This window comes from Sphingomonas agri (genome assembly GCF_038148795.1).
Lineage (GTDB): Bacteria > Pseudomonadota > Alphaproteobacteria > Sphingomonadales > Sphingomonadaceae > Sphingomicrobium > Sphingomicrobium agri.
Genome location: NZ_JBAPEU010000001.1, coordinates 160047 through 180190 on the forward strand (window position 1 = coordinate 160047; position 20144 = coordinate 180190).

Below are 20144 nucleotides of genomic sequence, written 5' to 3' on the forward strand. Positions count from 1 at the left end.
GTCAGATTCAACCCCTGATCGTCCCCATGCTCGTTCTCGACATCACCTGCTGCGGCCCATAACATCAAACGATGCATCCCACGCGACCAGCAACCCCTCGTCCCCGCAAGATTACGCGTCGTCCAACGGAGGAACTGAAGACGCGCCTGCACCAGTCGCTCGCCCGCGAGATCGGGACAAAAATCGTCTCCGGCGAATATCGGCCGGGAGAAAGCCTGCCCGGTGAAATCGTCGCAAGCCAGTCGCATCAAGTCTCGCGCAACGCCTATCGCGAAGCCGTCCGCATTCTGGCCGCCAAAGGACTGGTCGAGAGCCGTCAGAAGGCCGGGACCCTGGTTACAGAACGAAGTCGCTGGAACATGCTCGATCCTGACGTCCTCGATTGGACGCTATCGAGCGGCCCGGCGCCGAGCTTTCGTGATGCGCTGTTCGAATTGCGGTCAATCGTGGAGCCTGCTGCAGCATCGCTTGCAGCGCAGCGGCGCAATGACCAGGATTTGTCGGCGATGGAAGATGCGCTTGAGGAAATGCGCCGCTGCGACCGCGACAGTCCGGAAGGCGAGCTTGCCGATGAACAGTTCCACGAGGCCATTTTCTCGGCCGCTGGCAACGACGTCCTTTGCCGTCTTGCAAGCATTATCTCGGCGTCCGTCAAGTTCGTCGCGGAGTTCAAGCGAGAACAGCATATCGACCGCGACACGTGGCCCGATCACAAGACGCTGTTCGAAGCGATCAAAGCGCGGCGCTCCAACCAGGCTCACGATGCGATGATGTTCCTGATCGCGCACGCGCGCGAAGACATCGAGAGCGCGCCGCCACAGCGCGCCGGCAAGCCCTAGGCGATCATTTCGGCCCGTAATGGGCAACGAGGAAGTCGCTCACCTTCTTGCTGTCCTCTGGCGTGATCTGCATCCCATGGTCGACCATGCGATCCATGGTTTCCGCCCATTCGTCGGCGGTCTTGTTCTGTGCGGTGACCGTATCGAGCGCATGGCAGGCCGCGCAATGCTCCTGGAGAAGGGCCAGATCTAGACCCGCCTTGGCTAGGGGTTGACCTGGTGCGGGCGCAGCCGGGAGTGGCGGCGCGGCCGATTTCTTCACGCCCTGGGCAACCGCAGTTCCCGCTATCAGCATTGCGAGGAGAAGCGCGACGTTTGCATGGCTGATCTTCACGGAACACAACCTCTCTAGATTCGACGCTATTTCGCCTGGCCCAGGAACTTCGTCATTCGCATTCGTGCCAGTGGCGGCAACTTTTCGAGCGAGGAGATGAATGAGGCCTTGTTGGGAGCCGAGCCCACTTCGACGAGGCCAACCATTCCCATCGCGAAATGGGGAAGACACTTGTACCCATAGAGGCCCGGCCGCGTGAATTTCACGACCAGGTCGCTGTTCATCTTGCCGGTGAAGAGCGCTCCGCGCGGCGGCGTAAGCTCAGGGATGCTCTGTGCGTTGTGGCTTTTGTCCTGAGCGACAAATCGAACGCTGTCGCCAGGAGCGATGCGCACGAAGGCCGGCGTGAAATCCATCATCCCGTCGGCACCGTGGTTCACCATTGCCACGCGCCACTCCCTGGCAAGCGCGGGAGAGGCAGTGAGCGCAAGTGCGCACAACGCTGCAATCCCTGGAAGAAGCCTCACGAATGTCCCCTTGAAGACCTACCGTTCGTTCTCGATGTACGAACGGGCGGCTGAGCCGTTGGTGAATGAATTGTCCGACATATCACGCGTCATTGGCAGAAGGGCGCTTCGCCCATGACGGACTTGATGCCGCCGACGATCAAAGCCTGAAACTGCTGGGCCCCGGCGAAATCGCTGTTCTTTTCATAGGCACGCGCATCGTGGCCGAGGGTGGTCAGCCAGGATTTTCCGCCGTCATAATATTGGCACCAGGCGACGGGGTGAAAGGTCCCGTGTCCGGGATGATGACCAACAACGGACTGCATGCGCGGCGGAAAACCGGCCGGAAATACACCCGCGGGCGGGCGCGGCTGCTCGATCGCCGCGCCGTAACTTTTCTCGTCGACCGTCGCGAGAAAACGCACCTTCGTCGGGAAGGGAACAAGGTTGTACCACTCGTCGCCGAAATGCCACCGGGCGGGCAGGGTTCGCGTTGACCAATCCCTGCCGTCAACCACCACCACGTCCGCTTGTCGGAAAGGTCCGTGGTCGTAGTAATTGGTGCCGCCGAGCAGTCCCTCATACCAGGGCCAGTTGTACATTGTGCCGAACGCATTGTGGATGCCGACGAAGCCGCCGCCAGCCCGCAAATACTGCCGCAGTGCCGTCTTGCCGTTGTCGTCGAGATTGTCGCGCGAAGTGGAGATGAAGACGACGGCATTATATCCGTTGAGGTTGACCATCTGCGCGGGGTCTTCGGTATAATCCAGCGCCCAGCCATTCTCGGCGGCAATGCGCTGCATCTCGCGCTGTACGACATTGTCCGGACCAAGCGTTGGATTAATGCCGGGCCCCAGCGGCTTTCCGAGCGCAGCGTGCCGGGGACCCGCCGTGTGCGTGTAAAGAAGCACCCGATATTTCGTCGTCTTTTCCCGCGGCCAGTCGTGGAAGCAGCGCGGATTTACACCGCGGCAAACCCCATATTCGGGACTGCCAAGATTGTCGTTGACCGCTCCCCCGGGGTTACCGACCTGCGAGGAGACCGGCGAGGCTGCAACCGCAAGGGCCGCAGCGAGAACAAGTGAGATGGATCGCATCACCATCACCTCCGCGGCAGCGCGAACACGGTCAGCTGGTCGCTCTCGATCGGGGTCGCGAGGAAGCTTCCGCCGGTTGATACGATCGCGACATATTGCCGGCTACCGACCGAGTAAGTGACCGGATTGGTATGCGCGGGCGCAGGAAGCTTGTAGGTCCAGAGCTCCTTTCCTGTGCGGGTGTTGAAGGCTCGGATACGGCTGTCGTCGGTGCCCGCGATGAAGGTCACTCCAGACGCAGTGGTGATGGGTCCGCCGATCGAGGGCCGGCCCGTCAATTGCTTGTCCGGCGGAAGATTGTCCGAAACGCCGAGAGTGGATCGCCATGCAATCTCACCCGTGTTGACGTTCACGGCGACCATTTGTCCCCACGGTCCCTTCTCGCAAAGGAGCCGCGTCTTGGGCTCCCAGAACCGGCCGTTGAGCGGCCCGCGGTTGGTGAAGAAGCCTTTGCCGTCAGGTGCGATCTGCATGATCTGGCCGAGCTCGAACACGTTGACGACGTAAAGTCCAAGCTTCGGGTCAAAGGAGCCGCCCGCCCAGTTCACCCCTCCAAGAGTGCCCGGAAAATAGACGCTTGGACGGTTATAGGTCGGCGGATTGAAGGGACCGCCAAAGGCCACCTTGCTCGCGAGATCGCGGCAGAACTGCTCATGCTCGGGCGTCAGGTCCGAGACTTCGTTCGCGCTGAAGCTCATCCGCGCGAGCGGCTCGGGCCTGGTTGGAAATGGCTGCGTTGGCGAGGCCATCTCGCCCGGCACATCGCTCTTGGGAACCGGCCGCTCGACAACCGGATAGACGGGCTTCCCGTTTCTCCGGTCCAGGATGAACAACAGGCCATTTTTCGACGTTACGGCAATTGCCGGGATCGTCTCGTTTCCGTGTCTGACATCAAGAAGTGTCGGAGCCGACTCTGCATCATTGTCCCACAGGTCGTGATGGACCAGCTGGAAATGCCACAAATATTTGCCGGTGGCCGCATCCAGCGCGACGATCGACGTGCCGAACAGATTGTCGCCGGGCCTGTCGACGCCAATCCGGTCGCTCGTGGGGGCGCCGAACGGCAGATAGACGATGCCGCGCTGAGGATCGAGGGACATGAGCCCCCAGACGTTGGTGCCTGATCGGTTATGGCCGCTGTTGTTCGCCCAGCTGTTGCCGCCCAGTTCGCCCGCGTCGGGCGATGAACGAAAGGTCCAGAGGAGCTTGCCCGTACGCGCGTCCCAGGCGCGAACATCGCCCCTCGAGCCACCGATCCCTTCGCCGACGGACGAGCCGGTGATCACGACGTTTCGATAAACGATCGGCGGAGAAGTCAGGGAATAGGGTTTGTTGGGACCGCCGACCATGACGTCGGGCGTGCGAAGTTCAACGACCCCATTCGTGCCGAAGCCGGGGTATGGTGACCCATCCGACGCGCGGACCGATCGGAGCTTCCCGTCGCTGGTTCCGAAAATCAGCGCCGGCGGCGACGTCCTGTCACCCGCCCAATATTCCATTCCGCGCGTCGCAGGATTGACGCCCTTTGGAAGCTCGCTGACCCAGAGCTGCCGGCCAGTCGCCGCATTCAAGGCGACGATGCGCGAATAGGGAGTTCCCAGGTACATGACGCCGTGAACGACGAGCGGGATTGTTTCGGATGCAGTGAAGCGTCCGTTCGAGAAAAGTCCGGCCGGACCTCCGGGGCCAGACGGGCTGCCAGGCCCTCGTCCGGCAGCGGCACCGGGCGCGTTCTGCCCGGGCCCGCCCACCTGCTCGGCCTGTGCCTGCTGGCGTTCAGCCGCAGTGGGGCCGGTCGCCACCGCCCCGGCAGGTTTCATGTGAAAAATCCAGGCCGGCTGCAGCGTGGCGACATTGGCCGGCGTGATCTGAGCCAGAGGTGAATAGCGCGAGGCACCGGCATCCCGGTTTGCCGTCGGCCAGTCGTCCGCCGGGGAAGCAACCGCCGGCGCAGCTGCAATCGAGATCGACGACGCGATCGCGACAAGAGCGGAACCGGCTCGGACGTTCAGTCCGGCGCTACGTGAATTCTCCATTTGCTGCCCTTCACAACCTCAACGGGCGGTGCGAATCTGCGGCCGCCTGATCCCTCTTTGCTCAGCGCGTGATCACGCTCGCATTTATCCCAAGGAATGGTCAAGTATTTTGTCGTACATTATACGAACATTCCCTCCCCTGGACGAACTGCAATGACCCAACTTGCTCACGTGAACATCCGCAGCACCGATTTGGAAGAGAGCGTCGCTTTCTATCGCGACATCCTGGGTCTTAGGCCGGGTCCCGCTGCAACGCGTCCGCATTCGAACGACCACGTCTGGATGAGCGACGAACATGGCAACCCGTGCATTCACTTGCAGCGCACGGACGCTGCGGCTGCGGACGGCCGCGAGCATGCAGGAATGCACCATCTCGCTCTTGCCTGCTCGGATGCGGAAAATTGGCGCGAGAAGCTCAGGTCGATGGGTATCGATTATCAGGAAAGCGAGTTTGCCGGCGCGAATCTTGTCCAGATCAACCTGCTTGACCCCGACGGAGTGCGGATCGAGCTGTTGTTCGAGGCGGCATGACAAAATATTCGCTCGCGCAGCTCACGGCTCTTCGCGCCTCGCCCCCCGAGCTCGTCCGCATCGCGGCCGCGGCGGGCTACGACTATGTCGGCCTGCGCCTGTTGGAAGTCACCGGAGGAGATGCATGGCCGCTTGCCACTGACCCGCAGCTCCTTCGCGAGACGCGAGCGGCGATGCAGCAGACCGGTGTCGGCGTTCTCGACGTGGAGCTCGTCCGTCTCACTCCCGATTTCGACGTCGCTGCCCTGCGCTCAACATTCGAGGTCGCGGCCGAGCTCGGCGTCCGTCACATTCTCAGCCAGGCCCATGATCCGGACTGGGGACGGCTCGTCCACAATTTCGGCACGCTTTGCGATGTCCTTGGAGCCTATTCCCTGACGGCAGACGTCGAGTTCCTCACATGGACCAGGATGCGGGGCGTTGAGGACGTGGTTGAGCTGCTGCGCGCCGCGAACCGCGGTAACGCAGGGCTCGTCGTCGATACATTGCACTTCTACCGCTCGGACTGCCGTCTCGAAGACCTCAGAGATCTTCCGCCCGAATGGTTTCACTTCATCCAGATTTCGGATGCTCCCGCGGCGGGACCGGATAGCGTCGAAGGCCTGATCTTCGCGGCTCGGGAGGACCGTCTCGAGCCCGGCGCTGGAGGACTTGACCTGCTCGGCCTGCTTCTGGAGCTGCCCTCGGACATCGACATTGCCATCGAGATCCCAAACAGCCGGCTCGCAGCTGAGACGAGCGACGAGGAGCGGGCAGCGCGTGCACTTCAGGCGACAAGGGCTCTGGTCGAAAAGGCAAGAAGCGCCCGCATCGCCGGCTCGCGCTAGATTGATTTGAGTTCGACCCAGGCCTTGTCACGGGCCGATCGAAAGAGTGCCTCGATGACCTCGAGGGTTATGAGCGAGTCCTCGATTGGCCAGTGGCGGAGGTCTTTCCCATCCATCAGGCGCGAGAAGCGCTCGATCTGAAGCGCGTATTGATTGACCGCCTGGAACTCGCGGATTTCCGTGGGAAAGGCACCAACGCTCGTAAGATCGCCCATCTCCACTGCGCATTTTGCAGGCCTCGCCTGTGCGTAGGGAAAGTTGGCGCGGAGCCATCCGCTCGAACCGAGGATCGAAAATTGCTGATGGGTCGCCCACGCTGCAGTTCCGCCCTGCGAACCAGCCGTGAAACTTGCGTGGGCTTCGCCATAGTCCAGGATCGCCGTGACGAGTCGATCCACGCCGAAACTGGGATCAATGTCCATCGCCCCGCAGACGCGGAGTGGCGGACGCCCAAATACGAGGTTGCAGGCGGCGATCACGTAGGTCCCGAGATCGTAGGTGGCACCGCCGCCGAGGCCGGGCTGGTTTCGGATGTCGGCTGGATTCAGGAACTGCTTTGCGATCGTGCCCTGCACCGCGAGCGGCCGTCCGATCCCGCCGGAAGCCAGCACCTCCCCGATAAACTCCCATTGGGGATGGTTTCGAAAGACGAGTGCTTCTTCGATGAGGCCGGAGGATGCATCGCGAACACGGATCAATCTCCGGACGTCATGCGCGGAAAGGCATAGCGGTTTTTCACACAGGACAGCCTTGCCCGCCCTTAGCGCCCGCTCGGCCCATTCGACGTGAAGCTGGTTGGGTAAGGGGATGTAGACTGCATCCACGTCAGCCTCGCCGAGCAACTCCTCGTAACTTCCGTAGGCACGGGAAATGCCTAAATCCGCGGCGATCGCCTGTGCCCGACTTCGATCGCGCGAAGCGATTGCGACGCACTGGGCTATGCTGGTCTGCGCGATCGCCGGGATCGTCCGTTCAACCGCGATATTCGCGCCGCCAAGGACGCCCATCGGATCACTGCTCAGTCGATGCCGCTCTTCGTCACGTGCCAGCCGGGCCCCGTGCACAAGGTGCACTTTGCACCCCGGAACATGGCCGCGGCGGCCTGTTTTCCCTTCAGTCGCCAGTCGAGCCAGGCAACCGCAATTGTCGCGAAGAAGCCGCCATTTTCCTGCCCGTAGGTTCCAAGATGCGTCATATTGTCCTGCCACGCACCGAACACCGGAATTTTGCGGTCGCCAAGCCGGCGCACGTTGTCGATCGACGCATTATAAGCGACGTCATGCTGCGCATCGCCGTGGACATAGGCGATCGGCGTATGGATCGTCCCGAGCACCGCTGATGGATCAGTCGGGTTGTTCGGGATCATCCCGACACCGCTCGACCAGATCATCAGTGTCGTGATGCGCGGATCGCCGGCGACGTTCAGCGCCTGCACGCCGCCGCAGGACTGCCCCATGACCGCGATCTTCGACGTGTCGAGCCGGTGATAGAATGGACTGCCCTTGCGCTCGTTCTCGCGGCCGGCCCAATCGATCGTCTCGATCAGCTGCTCTTTGGTTGTCGTGCCGGGCGCCCGCCGTGCGTTCGCCGCACGCTGTTCGGGAGTGGGCGGCGGAGGAGGCGGGCTCCCGGGTGCACGCACCGCCGGGTTCTCCTGCGGCCCAACTTCGAGCTTGTCACTAGCCATGACGCCGTTCGCTGCGACCAGATAACCATGGCTCGCGATCTCGGTCAGGAAATAGCGGAATCGATTGCCGGCATTGATGCACGCGCCATTGCCGAAGGCGACGATGGGGAGCTTGCCTGACCTTGCGATATTCTTCGGATAATAAAGCACGTGCGCGGGCAGACCCGCGTCTGTCGCCATGATCGCCTTGTAAGGGCCCGAGCCGAGCGGCTGATCGTACGGACGCACCGGCTGACGACCAAAGGGCAGCGGGCGGCCATCGGCATCCTTGTCGGGGCCGAGGACCGGCGCAGTCGGTACCTGCGCGCAAACACCGGATTGACCAACGCCCAGCGCGACAATGAAAGCCACGAGCTTATTCATGGACTGACCCCTCTCCCAGAAGGTGACCTGCGTTTCGAACGTTCCACCTTCTCCTGTTTCAGTCAATCATTTTGTCGGACAAAATACTTTGCTATGCACCCGCCTGGCGGGCCGGGCGTCCGAGCTTCGCTCGAGGGGAGACTTACCTATGATCAAGCGTGCCTGTCTGATGGTTACCGCTGCTTCGCTCATCGCGCTCTCCGGGATCGCTGTTGCTCAGGCAGATCCCGATGAGGATGGTCCGGCATCCAGGGCGGGAGGCGCTGCTTTGCCTGCCGCTTCGGACGAATACCTACTTCTTGGCGATGCCACCCGCGGCGCGGGGGAGCCGATGATCGCGGTCGACCCCACCAATTCCAACAACATCATCGCCGTTGCCATGGGGAACATCCAGCAGGTCGGTGGCAAAGCCGCGACGCAGAATTCGACCGAGCTCTATCATTCGATCCCCCGCTCGACGATCACGTGGCTTGCAGTCACGCACGATGGAGGGGCGAGTTGGGCCGTCGGCGAGCTTCCGATCCTCTCGGGCCAGCTAACCCGCTGCCCGGACGCATTCGCGGACGTAACCAGGGATGGGACTTTCATCGCCGGCTGCGAGCCGCGCCAGACGATCGACCCCGACGACCTCGGCATGTCGGCGATGATGATGTCGAGAGACAAGGGGAAGAGCTGGGGGGCGGTCGTGCAGCTGGTGAGCGACTTTCAGCTCAATCGCTTTGCCCCGGGCCTGAAACCCATTTCGGGCGTTTGGCCAAAGGGTGGCAAGTCGGCGTCCAATTCTCCCTGGGACCGCCCCTTCACCTATATCGATGACAGCACGGGCGTGATTTATGCGCAGGCCGGCGGGGGCCTGACGGAGGTCGGCGCCGAGCCTGGCAAGCGCCGCTCGCAGGCGTATCTCACATCTTCGACTGACGGCGGTCGGACATTCGGCACCGTCTATTCGTGGGATTCGAGCCAATGGCCCCAATTGAGCCGCGGCCTGTCGATGAGCGCCGGGCATGGCGTTGTCGCAGTGACGTACATCGCAAGCCGGGTCCCGGCATCCGAGCACGCTCGATGTCCCTGTGCGGTTCTCGGACTGAGCCATGATCGGGGCCGGTCCTTCGCCTATCGCGTGTTGCGCAACGTCGCCGTTCCCCCCATCGGGCCTGGTCCGCAGCCCTCGATCGGCCTTAGCCGGATTGCCATCGATCCGACCAAGACGGGCCGAATCGCAATGCTGCAGGCGGACGGGCCCAGCCTGTCTGTTTCGGTGAGCGAGAATTGGGGTGCGACATGGGGCCCGTTCATCCCGGCAGGAACAGCGCCCGGCTCGACGAGCACGAGCAAGCAGGCGTTCGAATATTCGCGCGGCGGGGTGCTCGGAGTGATGTGGCGCGCGATTTACCCCGATCAGAGCTACGACATCTGGGCATCCATATCGCGAGACGGGGGCCACGGTTTCACGGGCCCCCTTCGCGTCAGTCACGCGCGCTCGCCAGGATTAAACCCACTGCGCAATGCGGGCCGCTTCGGCGACGACATCCAGGATTTCTCGATGGACGGGGCGAACATGCACATGGTCTGGGGCGATTCTCGCGCAGGCTTCCAGGGCGTGTTTTACGGGCGGGTCCCGCTCTCGGCCTTCCCGGCGCGGTGACCGACAATATCGCTGGCAAGGTCGTCGTCATCACCGGGGCGAGCAGCGGACTCGGCGCGGCCGCCGCTCGTGAGCTGGCGAAAAACGGCGCACGCCTGGTCCTGGGAGCACGCCGCCTGGAGCGGCTGCGCGACCTTGCGGGGGAGCTTTCGCTCGATGAGGATGCCGCGGTCCGAACCGATGTCACTTGTTTTGAAGACGTGCGCGATCTCGTCGACCATGCGATCCGACGTCACGGTCGAATTGATGTGATGGTCAACAATGCAGGCGTCATGCCGCACTCCCCGCTCGATCGGCTAAAGGTCGACGATTGGAGTTGGATGATCGACGTCAACATCAAGGGCGTCCTCCACGGGATCGCGGCGGCCCTCCCGCACATGCAAGCAAAGAAGAGCGGCCAGATCATCAATGTCTCGTCGGTTGCGGGCCACAAGGTGCGTCCGGGCGCGTCGGTATACGCGGCGACCAAGACCGCAGTCCGCGTCATTTCAGAAGGACTGCGCCAGGAAGTGAAACCCTGGAACATCCGGGTGACGGTCATCTCTCCAGGAGCCGTCAGCAGCGAGCTCGCCTCCAGCATCACCGAACCCGACGCTGCCGAAATGTTCGAGCGTTATTATGCCGACACCGCAGTTCCGGCTGACTCATTCGGTCGCTGCGTAGCTTTCGCGATCGCTCAGCCCGCCGAGATCGACATCAACGAGATTCTCTACAGGCCGACGAGACAGGAGTTCTAAGAAACTCAGCCAGGTTTGCGGAACTTGAGGATGAACTGATCGGTCTTCCCGCGAATGCCGGTCTCCTGGACCTTGGCCGTGTGGTCGTCCGCAGGATGACGCAGGAGATTGCTTTCGGCGGCAAGCCTGAATCCGGCAGCCTGGACCTCGCGGCGCACGACGGGATCCTCGATCCGGTGCAGCGTCGACGTTTGGCTGGCACCAGCGCCTTTGGCGGCCTCATGGTCGACGATAAAGTAGATCCCGCCAGGCCTCAGAACGCGAAACGCCTCGGCATCATAGGATTGAGCGGCGTCGCCCGTCGGCAGCTTGCTGTTCTTGAAGTCATGATAGTTGAGCGTCGTCCAAACGAGGTCGACCTTGCCTGTCACCGGGATGGTCCCTGGTGAAGCCGCCACGATGGTGAGGTTGGAACGCTTCTGGGCAAGCTCCTGAAGCGCCGGGGACGGTCTGGCCGTGATTGCATAGACATGGCCGGCCGGACCGACCGCTCCCGTCAGGATTCGGGTGAAATAGCCCCCTCCCGGCGCGAGCTCGGCGATTGACATGCCCCTGCTGACGCCGGCGAAAGCGAGCAGCTCGGCAGGCTTTCGATCAGCATCCCGAGCGACGTCTTCGGCGGGCCTTATGGGGTCGGCGAGGACTTGAGTGAAAGCGCCGGCATTGGGCGCTGCGGCGACCGCGATGATACTGGCCGCAATTGCTACCGAACCGACAGATGCCAGGGCGACTGCTCTTAAAAGAATGAACTTCATCAAATCCTCCTGAAGCTCCGCGCTTGTCGCGGTTCTTGAAGCTGGCCCGCAATCTACACACTCACCGAAATTCTCTCTCGTTAAAAAGTTTTGCTGGGGCCTGCTTTTCACCAACTGGCCTGGATCGTGAGCTGTCCGGAACGATATTCCGGACCAAGATTCTGGAGACCAAGACTAATGTTCACATCTCCGTTGCAGACTTTCGGCTTAGAAATCCGCGGCTAGACAAAGGAGGGAACAGCCGTAGTTTCGACGACGCTCGCTTCATTTCCCGAGGAGCCGTGCTGGTGCGTCAAATCATCGTTGTTTCTGCCGGAGTTCTCTTTGCGCCGCTGGCCTTCGCATCCCCGGCACGCGCCTCGGATCTTCCTAACCCGACAGAGCTGATGACACCTGCGGAGCAATCGCTGCTCAATGACGCATTGCGAACGGGGATGGGGAAGGAAGCAAACAAGGCCGAGAGCCTCGCGATATTGGATTACATTCTCGCCAAGGATCTCGAGCCGACGAAGTTCCGCGGCTACGTACAAATGGTCCGATCGGGATTGCTGCTGGACGCTGATCGCAATGAAGGTGCGATGGTCGCAGCCGATGAGGCCGTCCGGTTGTTGCCCGGCTATAGCGCCCCACTCATTGCGGCCATGGAGGCTTACGCATACTCGGACAAAGCGGCCGAAGGGGCTGACTTTCTGCTTCGTGCAGCTGACGTCGACCCTGATGGCGTCAAAACTCACGTCGACGATTACGATATTTCCAATCTCGTTCATCGCCTTGAGGCGGCGAACGACGACCGTAGGCTTCAGACCTTATGCGACCGCATGCTCGCGATCGGTTGGAAAGGTCAAACATTCGACGCTCGATCAAAACTGGCGGCTCAGGCGATCAAGCTGCATCTTGGCAAGAGCGATCTCGTTGGCGCTCGAGCGCTTGTGCCCGAACTGCTCGAGCCACGTCAGACTTACACGATGCTGGCCAGCAATCGCTATCGCGCTCTCTGGCCCGACCTGGAGAAGTGGGCAGGTCCCAAGCTGGCTCGTCAATGGGAGCTGTACCTGACCGAGGCACGTTCACGTTGGTCTGCCAGTCATGCGCCCGAAGCGGCCGCGACATATCTGGATGCTCTCCTGACAGCGGGCAGGTATTCCGAAGTCGCCAACGACATCCTTCCAGTATTCAGTCACCTCGACAAAGTTCGAGACTATGAGCTCATTTTTCGAGTGTCTGGCGTTGCCACCGCACTGGGAAAGCTGGGCAGATGGAACGATGTTCGAGCACTCTACGCAACCGCCGAGCGAACGTGGCCCCTCGGTGAGGACGTAAACACACTCAATATCACCGCAAATGAAGCGAGATATGTCCTCTATATGGGGGAGCCGAAACGGGCCCTAGATCTAATGGATCGCACCATTGCTGAGGCTGAGCGTAACCGGCAGTCCGTGAACTCTGACGCGCTCATTGGGATGCACTTGGAACGCACGTGCATTCTGCACGAACTTGGACGGGACAAAGATGCGGGCAGTTCGCTGGCGATCGCCACTGGCATGGGTGACACAGAAAGCTCGGTTAAGCTGAGGCTATGTATCGGCGATATCAGTGCCGCGCGCGACGCACTCGTCCGCGCACTGAATGACGAAAGTCATCGGGATGCTGCAATTGCTCTTCTCCAACGCGACGGGACGCCGCTTCCAAAGAGTGCTTTCGAGCTTCGGCTTCGCAAGCAGTGGGACGCCCTGCGATCGGACCCGGAGGTTCTCGCGGAGCTCACCAAATACGGCCGGATCCTGCCGTTCACGCTGAACGAAGCAGCGCAGTTCGCCCCGGCCGCCGGAAAAGTTCAGCAAAACGCCGCGCCGCCTCTCAGAGCGAACTTATCCCTGAAAACGGCAGTCGAAACCTCGCATTAAGAGTTCACATTTGTGGAAGCCAATGAGGGAGCAACTCCACGGCGGATTGGACCAAGCTTCGCGCAAGGAGAATCTCACTCCTTCGGGGACGCGCAACGCACCGCTCGGCTTCAACCATAAGGTAAAGACCAGGCCGTCCGAGTGCCCGCCGGGCTTCACGTGCTGGATCCTCCTGACCGATCACACTTAACGGTTCACACATTCGTTCCCCGCGATCGCGAATCGCTTCGGCGAATTTATCCGGCAACGGATGAACGGGAGCTAGCATGAAACGGCCGCTTTCTGCCCTTTTTGCGGACTGGGATGGACAGCGCCGGATTGGGTTTGGCGGAGACGGAGGGAAACTCCTCCGCCCGCCAGACGTCATTATTTTTCAATAGCTTAAACAGAGGCTCCCCAGACTTTTTGGGGCATGATTTTGTAGCACTCGGTTTCTCAGCTTGGGTCACCACCCGCTTCCGCGGCCCCCTCCTCGACGAGATTTCCTGGTGCTGCAAGTTGCTTCTCGAGAAAGTCACCCAATCGAAACGGCGCTGTGTTGCTTGCGAGCAGAACTGCAGCCCGTTCAACTACTCTCTCATCGAAACTGACGAACCCCAGAGGCACAGGTATTCCCGACTGTTGTCCCACGGGCGCATGGACGGATGCTGCGACGAACGCACCTGGAACTAGCAGCATCTCGAAGCCTGCGGGGAGAACTCGCGAGTCAGATTGATGGCATCGATCGAATGCCTCTCTCAGCCAACGCTCAGGCGAGCCAACCGAAAGGGAGATTGCCTGGACAGGGCGACGAACGGCCAAATCGTCGTTTGTTCGGACCATTTGGTCACGAATTTGATCGATCATTTCTGACATGATCGCGGTACTGCCCCACTTGGGTGCCTGCGGCACAACCCAGAAGAGGGCCGTCGATGCACGCTTAGTGCGTCGCAATCCGTACGAGGCCACCTCAAACAAGCGGCGCGCGTTTTCTTCTGTGAAAATGCTGCCGACAACGGGTGCAGTTTGACGATCGACACGAATATCACCTTGGCTAGTGAACGCGTGCCGATAAAATCTTTGAACGTTCAGACCATCGCGCCGCGTCCACTCCTTCAGGTACTCCGGTGCGAGATCGACCAGTAGCTGATAAGCCTCTCCATCGTCTTGCCTGCGAGCGATTGTTAGATTTTCAACTACGTCAGCTATGCTCCGTGCAACCGCTTCACGGTCAGCAAGATCATAATCGGAGCGCCATTCGGAGAGGTCTATGTCGACGTGCGTCGGTCTAAGGCCACTCGAAACCAAGCGCACACGAACGAGCGTAAAGAAGCGGTCCTCCGGCCTAACGGCGTCTATTGAGTATAGTGCTCGCCGCGCGGTCGCGGTTGGATCCAGGCGGGGCGCGAACTCCCGAAAGAAGCGACGGAATGACACGGGGACTCGTTCCGTCGCGGCGCTAACCAGCTCCTGATCGGTAAGCGGTAACTCAGGCAGACTGGCTTCGAACCGGGTAAGGTATTTCTTCTCGGCGGGAGCAAGCGAAATCAGGTCAAATCCCGCTCGCGCAGTCTTTCGCTCAACCTCAAAAATGAGAGGTTCCTCTTCGCCTGGGCGGAACAGCCCGTGGCCCGTGCTCGTAAGCGTCAGTCGACCATCAAGCCGTTGAATATAGTCCGCCTCCTCAACTTCATTGAGCACATAGCCCATTTCCCGACGACTGTAGCCGAAGAAGGACTGAACCGCGTCTTCTGTGCAGCTGCCGATAGTTCGCACGAACCGAAGCAAGAACTCTGCAGTTACCGAGACTTTCCCGACTTCTGCGATCTTGTGGTCCACCAAAAAGCGACGACACGGCAGTCTCAGATCAAGAATGGCGAGAGGAAGAGGCCCGTCTTCGGCTTCTTCAATGAGGCCTTCCCGGTGAGGACGAACCGTCAATCGATTGCGCGTCTTGTCCGTCATTTGGCCATCTCCAACGCGCCGTCGGCTGACGATTCCGGAGGCTCGTCCTCAACATTGCCTTCCAGCAGCTCAGACGCGCTGATTATCCGAGCTTGTTCATCCTGCACGAGCCTCGTGAACTCTCGGACGATTCGATCCATCGGCCCTGCACTGCCCCAGCGGCTGCGACTGCCAACGAGAATGAGTCTGTCCATGGCGCGGCTCATTGCCACGTTGATTCGATTTGGCTTTGCCAGGAACCCCGGCTTGATCGTCTCGGTGCCGTCCTCCCTTGGACCATCCCAGTTATTGCGAACTAAGGAAACGATAACGATCGGGTTCTCTTTGCCTTGGTAGCTATCGATCGTATCGATCTTCAGACTGCCGCGGAGCATGGGGTGAATCGCAGCAAGGCTCAGCTTCCGGCGTAAGAGATCTCGTTGTGCAGCGTAGGCACAGATGATGCCAATCGCGTGTGGGTGCGCTCGCGATTGCTCCAGCCAGTCCACAAACGTCTGAGACTCACTCCAACGCCTGAGGAGCGCAACAATACAATCTGCCTCTATCGGGTTAGTCAGGCTTTTGCGGTGATCGCGTTTTGATTGCTTCGCGCGCTTGCCTAACGGTGAGGTGTCGATCCACGTGACGGTACTGGAGATCTCAGGTGGAAGCGCCGCGACATCTATGATCGGATCCTTCCTCCCATGCACAAGTTTGCCTTCGTAAAATGACTTGGAAACAATCTCTCCGATCGCCGGAAGCATTCGATATTGACGATTGAGGCTGTGCCCAGCTTCTTGGCCGTATTTCGTTTCGAAAACTCGCTCGAAGTCGCTGCGCTTAACTTCCCCGACCCCTATGTTGAGGCGGTTTGATACATCCTCGATCAGAGATTCAGGGTGCTGCGGCTGAAGCTGCAGCTGGTCGCCTATCAGGACGATCCACGCGCCCGATTGGATTGGCACTGCGAGTTCGCTAGCAGTGCATCGAGCCGCCTCGTCGACGATTACAAGATCAAATGGCGTGGTGGTCAGTCCCAGCGCGGAGCGTCCAAGCCCGACACAGGTACCCGCGACGATTTGGCGGGTGCCCGCCAGAAATGTTTCGAGACTTCGTTCCTGCGTTGAGACGGTTCCCACAAAATCTCGAGCGAGTGCCGCCACCGCCTGGAACCGAGCTACGCGATCTGGGCTTGGTCGTTCGCCGAAAGGAACACTTCCAAGACAGGCTCCAACCGCTTGCGAAACAATATCATCGGCAGGCGCGTCGAATGCGATCGCCTGGTCGATCGTAAGCGGCAGCAGCTGTTGCCTGATCGTTTCGCGGAGCGCGAAGGTCCTTTCTTCAGCGCCCTCTTTCTGTGTCAAAGCTTGCAGATGCTCAGCCACAGGGCGGACAGCAAGTTCGAGATGCGTCAGTTCTCTTCCGAGCTCCTCTGAAATGCCAAGCTCATGCGCAGCGACAGAGAGCCGCTCTCTAAGCTCTGCGCGGAAGCGGTCTTTCTGAAGCTGTTCAACGCGTTCTACGTGGAACGGAAGAAGGGGATCGGACACAACATTCTCGTTCCCGACGCGCAGAATGCTCGGAACCTCACCTGTGCGTTGGAATAGCTTTAGGACTGCCTCGGCAGCATTGTTCACAGCTTCGTGAGCCTGACTCGCAAGCAAGACATTTCGTGCCAGCCCGGAAGTCAGCGCGGCGTGTACCAAGGCCGCAATGAAGTAGGTCTTGCCCGTGCCTGGAGGGCCTTGAACGAGAGCAAGCGGCCGAGTTCGAAGAACTGCGGAAAGCGCCTCGGCCTGCTTCTCATTGAGCTCATAACGGCTCTCTAGGTCGGCAGGCGAAATCGCGCCGGACAGTCGCTGCGGCGAGATGCCCGTGCGAGGATCCAAAACGTTGATTAGATTGCGAACGCGCGATGTCCCGCCCGTTATCCGTTTAACGGCCGCTTGGCGCCTATCTAGGCTCGTCTCCTCGAAGCGGCTGCGAAACCTAAGCTCGTCTCCCTGTTCCACAAGCGGAGCGCCGCTTTTGTGCTCAAATCGGAGGCTCTCGAGGTAAAGTGTGTCAGGTCTTGAGCGCTGAAGATCGAGTTGCGCCACCGCTCTCCAGTTTCCGTGACGGTCCTCTCTTTCAACGAGAACTCGGTCGCGACGGTTGTAATCGAAAGACCCGCTCAACAGCTCGAAAGGCACCTTGTGCCGCGTGATTGAACGATCAAAGGCGCTGTCTTCGGACACTTGGCCATACGTGATCAGCTCGCGCTCAGACTCAACCAGAACGTTCCACAGACGCGCCACATCGATTTGGCCAGAAGGAGCAGGCTCAGCTGCTATTTCCTCGACCAGGTCATCTTCTAGAAGATCGGTCGGTGCAGCCTCTTCTGTCTCTTGCTCTTGCTCTTGCTCCTGCGACTGCTCTTGCTCTGACTCCTTCTTGGGTGAGGCTGGCGTCAGCGCTTCCTGAACATCACTTCTCTCCAGGATCGGCGCGAGTTGCGAGAGATCAGTGGCAGGTCCGTCCTCGACGAAGATGCGACCCGAAATGTTGCCGAACTCAAATCGGGACAAAGATCGTATCTTTCCCTGATCCAGAGCTCGCCGCTCAACTCGTTTAGGGATGAGTTGGGCATCCAAGTTGATTTCGATCTCTTCGCAAGCGCCGCGAATAACGAGAGCGCGGCGCCAGGGCGCGCGTCGTAGATAGTAGTATCCTTCGTCCGGAAGGAGCGGGCCCGATTGTGCGTGCGGACTTACGATTGTGATTGCTGGCAACACGTCCGTGACAGGGTCGCCGGCCTGAACCGCATCAAGGAGCGGGAGCAGTGTTGAGTTCGCTGGCTCGTCGGTTCGTATATGTGTTGCCGCTGCCAGGACGCGCTTAGCGGCGGCGGACTTGTTATTCGCAAGGAGTTCGTCCGCGATCTGAGTTACAGCGAAGCAATCCCGTTCGTATCGGCCGCCAGACTCAGGGGAATATCTGCTCGAAAGACGCTCGCCGTCATCGGTCGAGCTGAAATCGATAAGATCCACGATGATGGGCTCGCTGGGCGAATCCGCGCGCACTAGGATGTTTGCTGGCTTGAGGTCGCCATGCGCGAGCCGCGCCGCGTGAAGCTCACTAACTCGGTTCGCTAATCCCGCAATGAAATCAACGCGAGCCTCTTCAGTCCAGTCGCTAAAGGAGCGCTCGAGGAATGCCTCGAGGTTAGGCAAATCATACCAGGCTTGAACGAGAACGATCGCATCTCCGAGCCACATAGCATCAAGCACTTTGGCACAACCGTCTGGCTGAACAGTCGCGAGCTCAGTGGCCCGATCCAAGAAGTCCAATATGCGTGGCCCCTCACGCTGCTGATCTCCCCAAGCCGCACGTTTCCAAACTTTGACAAGAACATCATCTTCGCCGCGGCGCGACTTCCAGAGCGTAGTGGCGTCATCGTCACGCAAGACCTCAGACGGAGGAAAGGCTTGAACGAGCTGGATCTGGCTCCGAATCTTGCCGCGGTGACGCTCTAGACCCTCCAAAACTTCGGCAGGATTTGGACGAATCGCCGTGGCCGCATTGAAGGCCGACAGAGCTTCGCCCGCGTTTAGGAAGCGGGCCTTTGGATCCCACGAGAGTGCCTGAGCGAACCAATCGTGGAGTTCGGCAAAGTCTCCGCTTGGATCGGCGTTACTATTCCATTCGGGAAAACCAAGCGGGGCGGCGGGCAGCTTCCCGACTAAGATTCGATGAATAGCCGTTGCGACAAGGAATACGTCACGTTGTTTGGAAGATCCTGCGTCTCCGAACTCATCCTCCGGAAGGCGATCACTCGACAGGAACTGGAAACGATCCGCGCCTAAGGTTCTGACTTGGGGGTAGCTGGCGGCCATTAAATGCGAGAGACGCACGGTGGACGGCCGTTGAACCCAGATGCTGTGTTGTCCCAAATCTAAATGAGCTGCTTCCGCCAAATGCAGTGCGTCGAGGGCTGAGAGAAGTTGCTTCCCCAGCTCCACGCGATCAGCGCGAGTAAGCTCTGAAAGCTCAGTGCCCGCGAAATCCATCAAACGTAGCAGGCGGCGTTTCCGGTCGAACACTTCCCAATAGCGGACGCTTAGATTGGGGTCGCGAGTCCTGCCTCCGATTATCACTTGGTCGCAGTCATCACAGCGATCCCGCAGGTAGGCAATTACCTCCTGTTCTCGGCCAGCTATTTCGCTCCTTCCCTCTTCAGTCTGGAATCGTGGATCCGCCTTCGTGAAGTCCCACAACCTCAGGACGCCAAGCGTCGGCGACTGGCGCTCGTCACTAACCTCGAACTCAGAATAGATACCTTTTGGATGTTCAAAGACCGCTGCGTCGGATGTGGCAAAGAATCCGCCGTATGAACGGCGGCCAGGCACGAAGATGCCCTTGCTGACATTGAAGAACATGAAGAGTTGGTTCTTCCATTCCGTACTTGTCAGGGGTGCGTCGGGCGGAGCCTTACCGAACGTTTCGATTCGCTTCGGAACGGACTTCAGTGAGGACACGAACTTGTCGATGCCCATCACCATTTGAACCTCGGTTTCCGCAATGCCGGACAGGTCACGACATTGCGTCAGGACGACCATGCCCTGAACTTTGGGCGTGATGACCCTTTTGCCTTTCGAATAGCGCCTCAGATGACTCTGCAGTTGGAGATAGACGTCGCGGGCATTTCGCGCGATTTTTGCGACCGGAGACGGCCCGTTGTCTCGGCCATGGTTGAACCAGTGCCCCTCGCGACTCTCAATCGGGCCTTTCCAATCCTTGAGATCGACAACCAAAATGCGATCGTCGACAACCATAATGACGTCGATTTCGCGACTAGTTCCAGGCGCATTTGCCAAATCGAGGTTGGTGAAGGCGAACCAATGGGAAGGTAGTCCCGCGAGTGACGAGATCCCCTTGACCTCTCGTTCGTGCAGCCCGCGGCCGCAGTTGATGATCTTCACGCGATAACCCCCCCGGGCAACTACTCGCCCGGAAATGTCATTCCAGATGTCTGGGG

At 60.0% G+C, this 20144-nt stretch carries 15 protein-coding genes; 6 read left to right on the forward strand and 9 right to left on the reverse strand.

Going from position 1 to position 20144, the window contains the following annotated elements:
* Positions 1-71: 71 nt before the first annotated feature.
* A complete protein-coding gene (locus V8192_RS00835; protein ID WP_341631167.1) occupies positions 72-839 on the forward strand; it encodes a FadR/GntR family transcriptional regulator in 768 nt (255 codons plus the stop codon).
* 4 nt (positions 840-843) lie between these two features.
* On the opposite strand, the gene V8192_RS00840 is transcribed toward V8192_RS00835, so the two are convergent.
* From V8192_RS00840 to V8192_RS00855, 4 genes are all read right to left on the reverse strand, one after another.
* Positions 844-1173 carry a hypothetical protein gene (locus V8192_RS00840; protein WP_341631168.1) on the reverse strand — a complete coding sequence of 110 codons (330 nt, stop codon included), beginning with the start codon at positions 1171-1173 and terminating at the stop codon, positions 844-846.
* A 26-nt stretch (positions 1174-1199) separates the two neighbouring features.
* Positions 1200-1640 carry a pseudoazurin gene (locus tag V8192_RS00845; protein ID WP_341631169.1) on the reverse strand — a complete coding sequence of 147 codons (441 nt, stop codon included), beginning with the start codon at positions 1638-1640 and terminating at the stop codon, positions 1200-1202.
* 89 nt (positions 1641-1729) lie between these two features.
* Positions 1730-2716 carry a ThuA domain-containing protein gene (locus V8192_RS00850; RefSeq protein ID WP_341631170.1) on the reverse strand — a complete coding sequence of 329 codons (987 nt, stop codon included), beginning with the start codon at positions 2714-2716 and terminating at the stop codon, positions 1730-1732.
* Between the two features lie 5 nt (positions 2717-2721).
* Positions 2722-4752, reverse strand: coding sequence for an outer membrane protein assembly factor BamB family protein (locus V8192_RS00855; protein ID WP_341631171.1), 2031 nt, complete (start codon positions 4750-4752; stop codon positions 2722-2724).
* 153 nt (positions 4753-4905) lie between these two features.
* Between V8192_RS00855 and V8192_RS00860 the strand changes: the two genes are divergently transcribed.
* Positions 4906-5283, forward strand: coding sequence for a VOC family protein (locus V8192_RS00860; protein ID WP_341631172.1), 378 nt, complete (start codon positions 4906-4908; stop codon positions 5281-5283).
* Positions 5280-6110 (forward strand): sugar phosphate isomerase/epimerase family protein, encoded by an 831-nt coding sequence (locus V8192_RS00865; protein ID WP_341631173.1) that lies wholly within the window; start codon positions 5280-5282, stop codon positions 6108-6110. The genes V8192_RS00860 and V8192_RS00865 overlap by 4 nt, the downstream gene beginning before the upstream one ends.
* Here V8192_RS00865 and V8192_RS00870 read toward each other — a convergent pair.
* On the reverse strand, positions 6107-7183 hold the full coding sequence (locus V8192_RS00870) for a Gfo/Idh/MocA family protein (protein ID WP_341631174.1): 1077 nt from the start codon (positions 7181-7183) through the stop codon (positions 6107-6109). The two genes, V8192_RS00865 and V8192_RS00870, sit on opposite strands and share 4 nt — an antisense overlap.
* The gene (locus V8192_RS00875) at positions 7129-8160 is read right to left on the reverse strand and encodes an alpha/beta hydrolase (RefSeq protein WP_341631175.1); all 1032 of its coding nucleotides are present in this window, start codon (positions 8158-8160) and stop codon (positions 7129-7131) included. Before V8192_RS00875 ends, V8192_RS00870 begins: the two co-directional genes overlap by 55 nt.
* 148 nt (positions 8161-8308) lie before the next feature.
* Here V8192_RS00875 and V8192_RS00880 point away from each other — a divergent pair, with 148 nt between their 5' ends.
* On the forward strand, positions 8309-9805 hold the full coding sequence (locus V8192_RS00880) for a sialidase family protein (protein WP_341631176.1): 1497 nt from the start codon (positions 8309-8311) through the stop codon (positions 9803-9805).
* The gene (locus V8192_RS00885) at positions 9802-10542 is read left to right on the forward strand and encodes an SDR family oxidoreductase (protein ID WP_341631177.1); all 741 of its coding nucleotides are present in this window, start codon (positions 9802-9804) and stop codon (positions 10540-10542) included. Before V8192_RS00880 ends, V8192_RS00885 begins: the two co-directional genes overlap by 4 nt.
* A gap of 5 nt (positions 10543-10547) precedes the next feature.
* Here V8192_RS00885 and V8192_RS00890 read toward each other — a convergent pair whose 3' ends face one another.
* Complete coding sequence (locus V8192_RS00890) at positions 10548-11297, reverse strand: class I SAM-dependent methyltransferase (RefSeq protein WP_341631178.1); 750 nt, start codon at positions 11295-11297, stop codon at positions 10548-10550.
* A 35-nt stretch (positions 11298-11332) separates the two neighbouring features.
* Between V8192_RS00890 and V8192_RS00895 the strand changes: the two genes are divergently transcribed.
* Positions 11333-13201: a hypothetical protein gene (locus tag V8192_RS00895; protein ID WP_341631179.1), complete on the forward strand. Its 1869-nt coding sequence runs from the start codon at positions 11333-11335 to the stop codon at positions 13199-13201.
* Positions 13202-13636: 435 nt separating this feature from the next.
* Here V8192_RS00895 and V8192_RS00900 read toward each other — a convergent pair whose 3' ends face one another.
* Positions 13637-15145: a hypothetical protein gene (locus V8192_RS00900; protein WP_341631180.1), complete on the reverse strand. Its 1509-nt coding sequence runs from the start codon at positions 15143-15145 to the stop codon at positions 13637-13639.
* Positions 15142-20088, reverse strand: coding sequence for an AAA domain-containing protein (locus V8192_RS00905; protein WP_341631181.1), 4947 nt, complete (start codon positions 20086-20088; stop codon positions 15142-15144). Before V8192_RS00905 ends, V8192_RS00900 begins: the two co-directional genes overlap by 4 nt.
* Positions 20089-20144: the final 56 nt, after the last annotated feature.

Bases quoted from the DNA above. Each gene is read 5' to 3' on its own strand.
- V8192_RS00875 (WP_341631175.1), bottom strand. From the start codon at position 8,160: ATGAATAAGCTCGTGGCTTTCATTGTCGCGCTGGGCGTTGGTCAATCC.
- V8192_RS00835 (WP_341631167.1), top strand. From the start codon at position 72: ATGCATCCCACGCGACCAGCAACCCCTCGTCCCCGCAAGATTACGCGT.
- V8192_RS00880 (WP_341631176.1), top strand. From the start codon at position 8,309: ATGATCAAGCGTGCCTGTCTGATGGTTACCGCTGCTTCGCTCATCGCG.
- V8192_RS00900 (WP_341631180.1), bottom strand. From the start codon at position 15,145: ATGACGGACAAGACGCGCAATCGATTGACGGTTCGTCCTCACCGGGAA.
- V8192_RS00865 (WP_341631173.1), top strand. From the start codon at position 5,280: ATGACAAAATATTCGCTCGCGCAGCTCACGGCTCTTCGCGCCTCGCCC.
- V8192_RS00890 (WP_341631178.1), bottom strand. From the start codon at position 11,297: ATGAAGTTCATTCTTTTAAGAGCAGTCGCCCTGGCATCTGTCGGTTCG.
- V8192_RS00850 (WP_341631170.1), bottom strand. From the start codon at position 2,716: ATGCGATCCATCTCACTTGTTCTCGCTGCGGCCCTTGCGGTTGCAGCC.
- V8192_RS00860 (WP_341631172.1), top strand. From the start codon at position 4,906: ATGACCCAACTTGCTCACGTGAACATCCGCAGCACCGATTTGGAAGAG.
- V8192_RS00855 (WP_341631171.1), bottom strand. From the start codon at position 4,752: ATGGAGAATTCACGTAGCGCCGGACTGAACGTCCGAGCCGGTTCCGCT.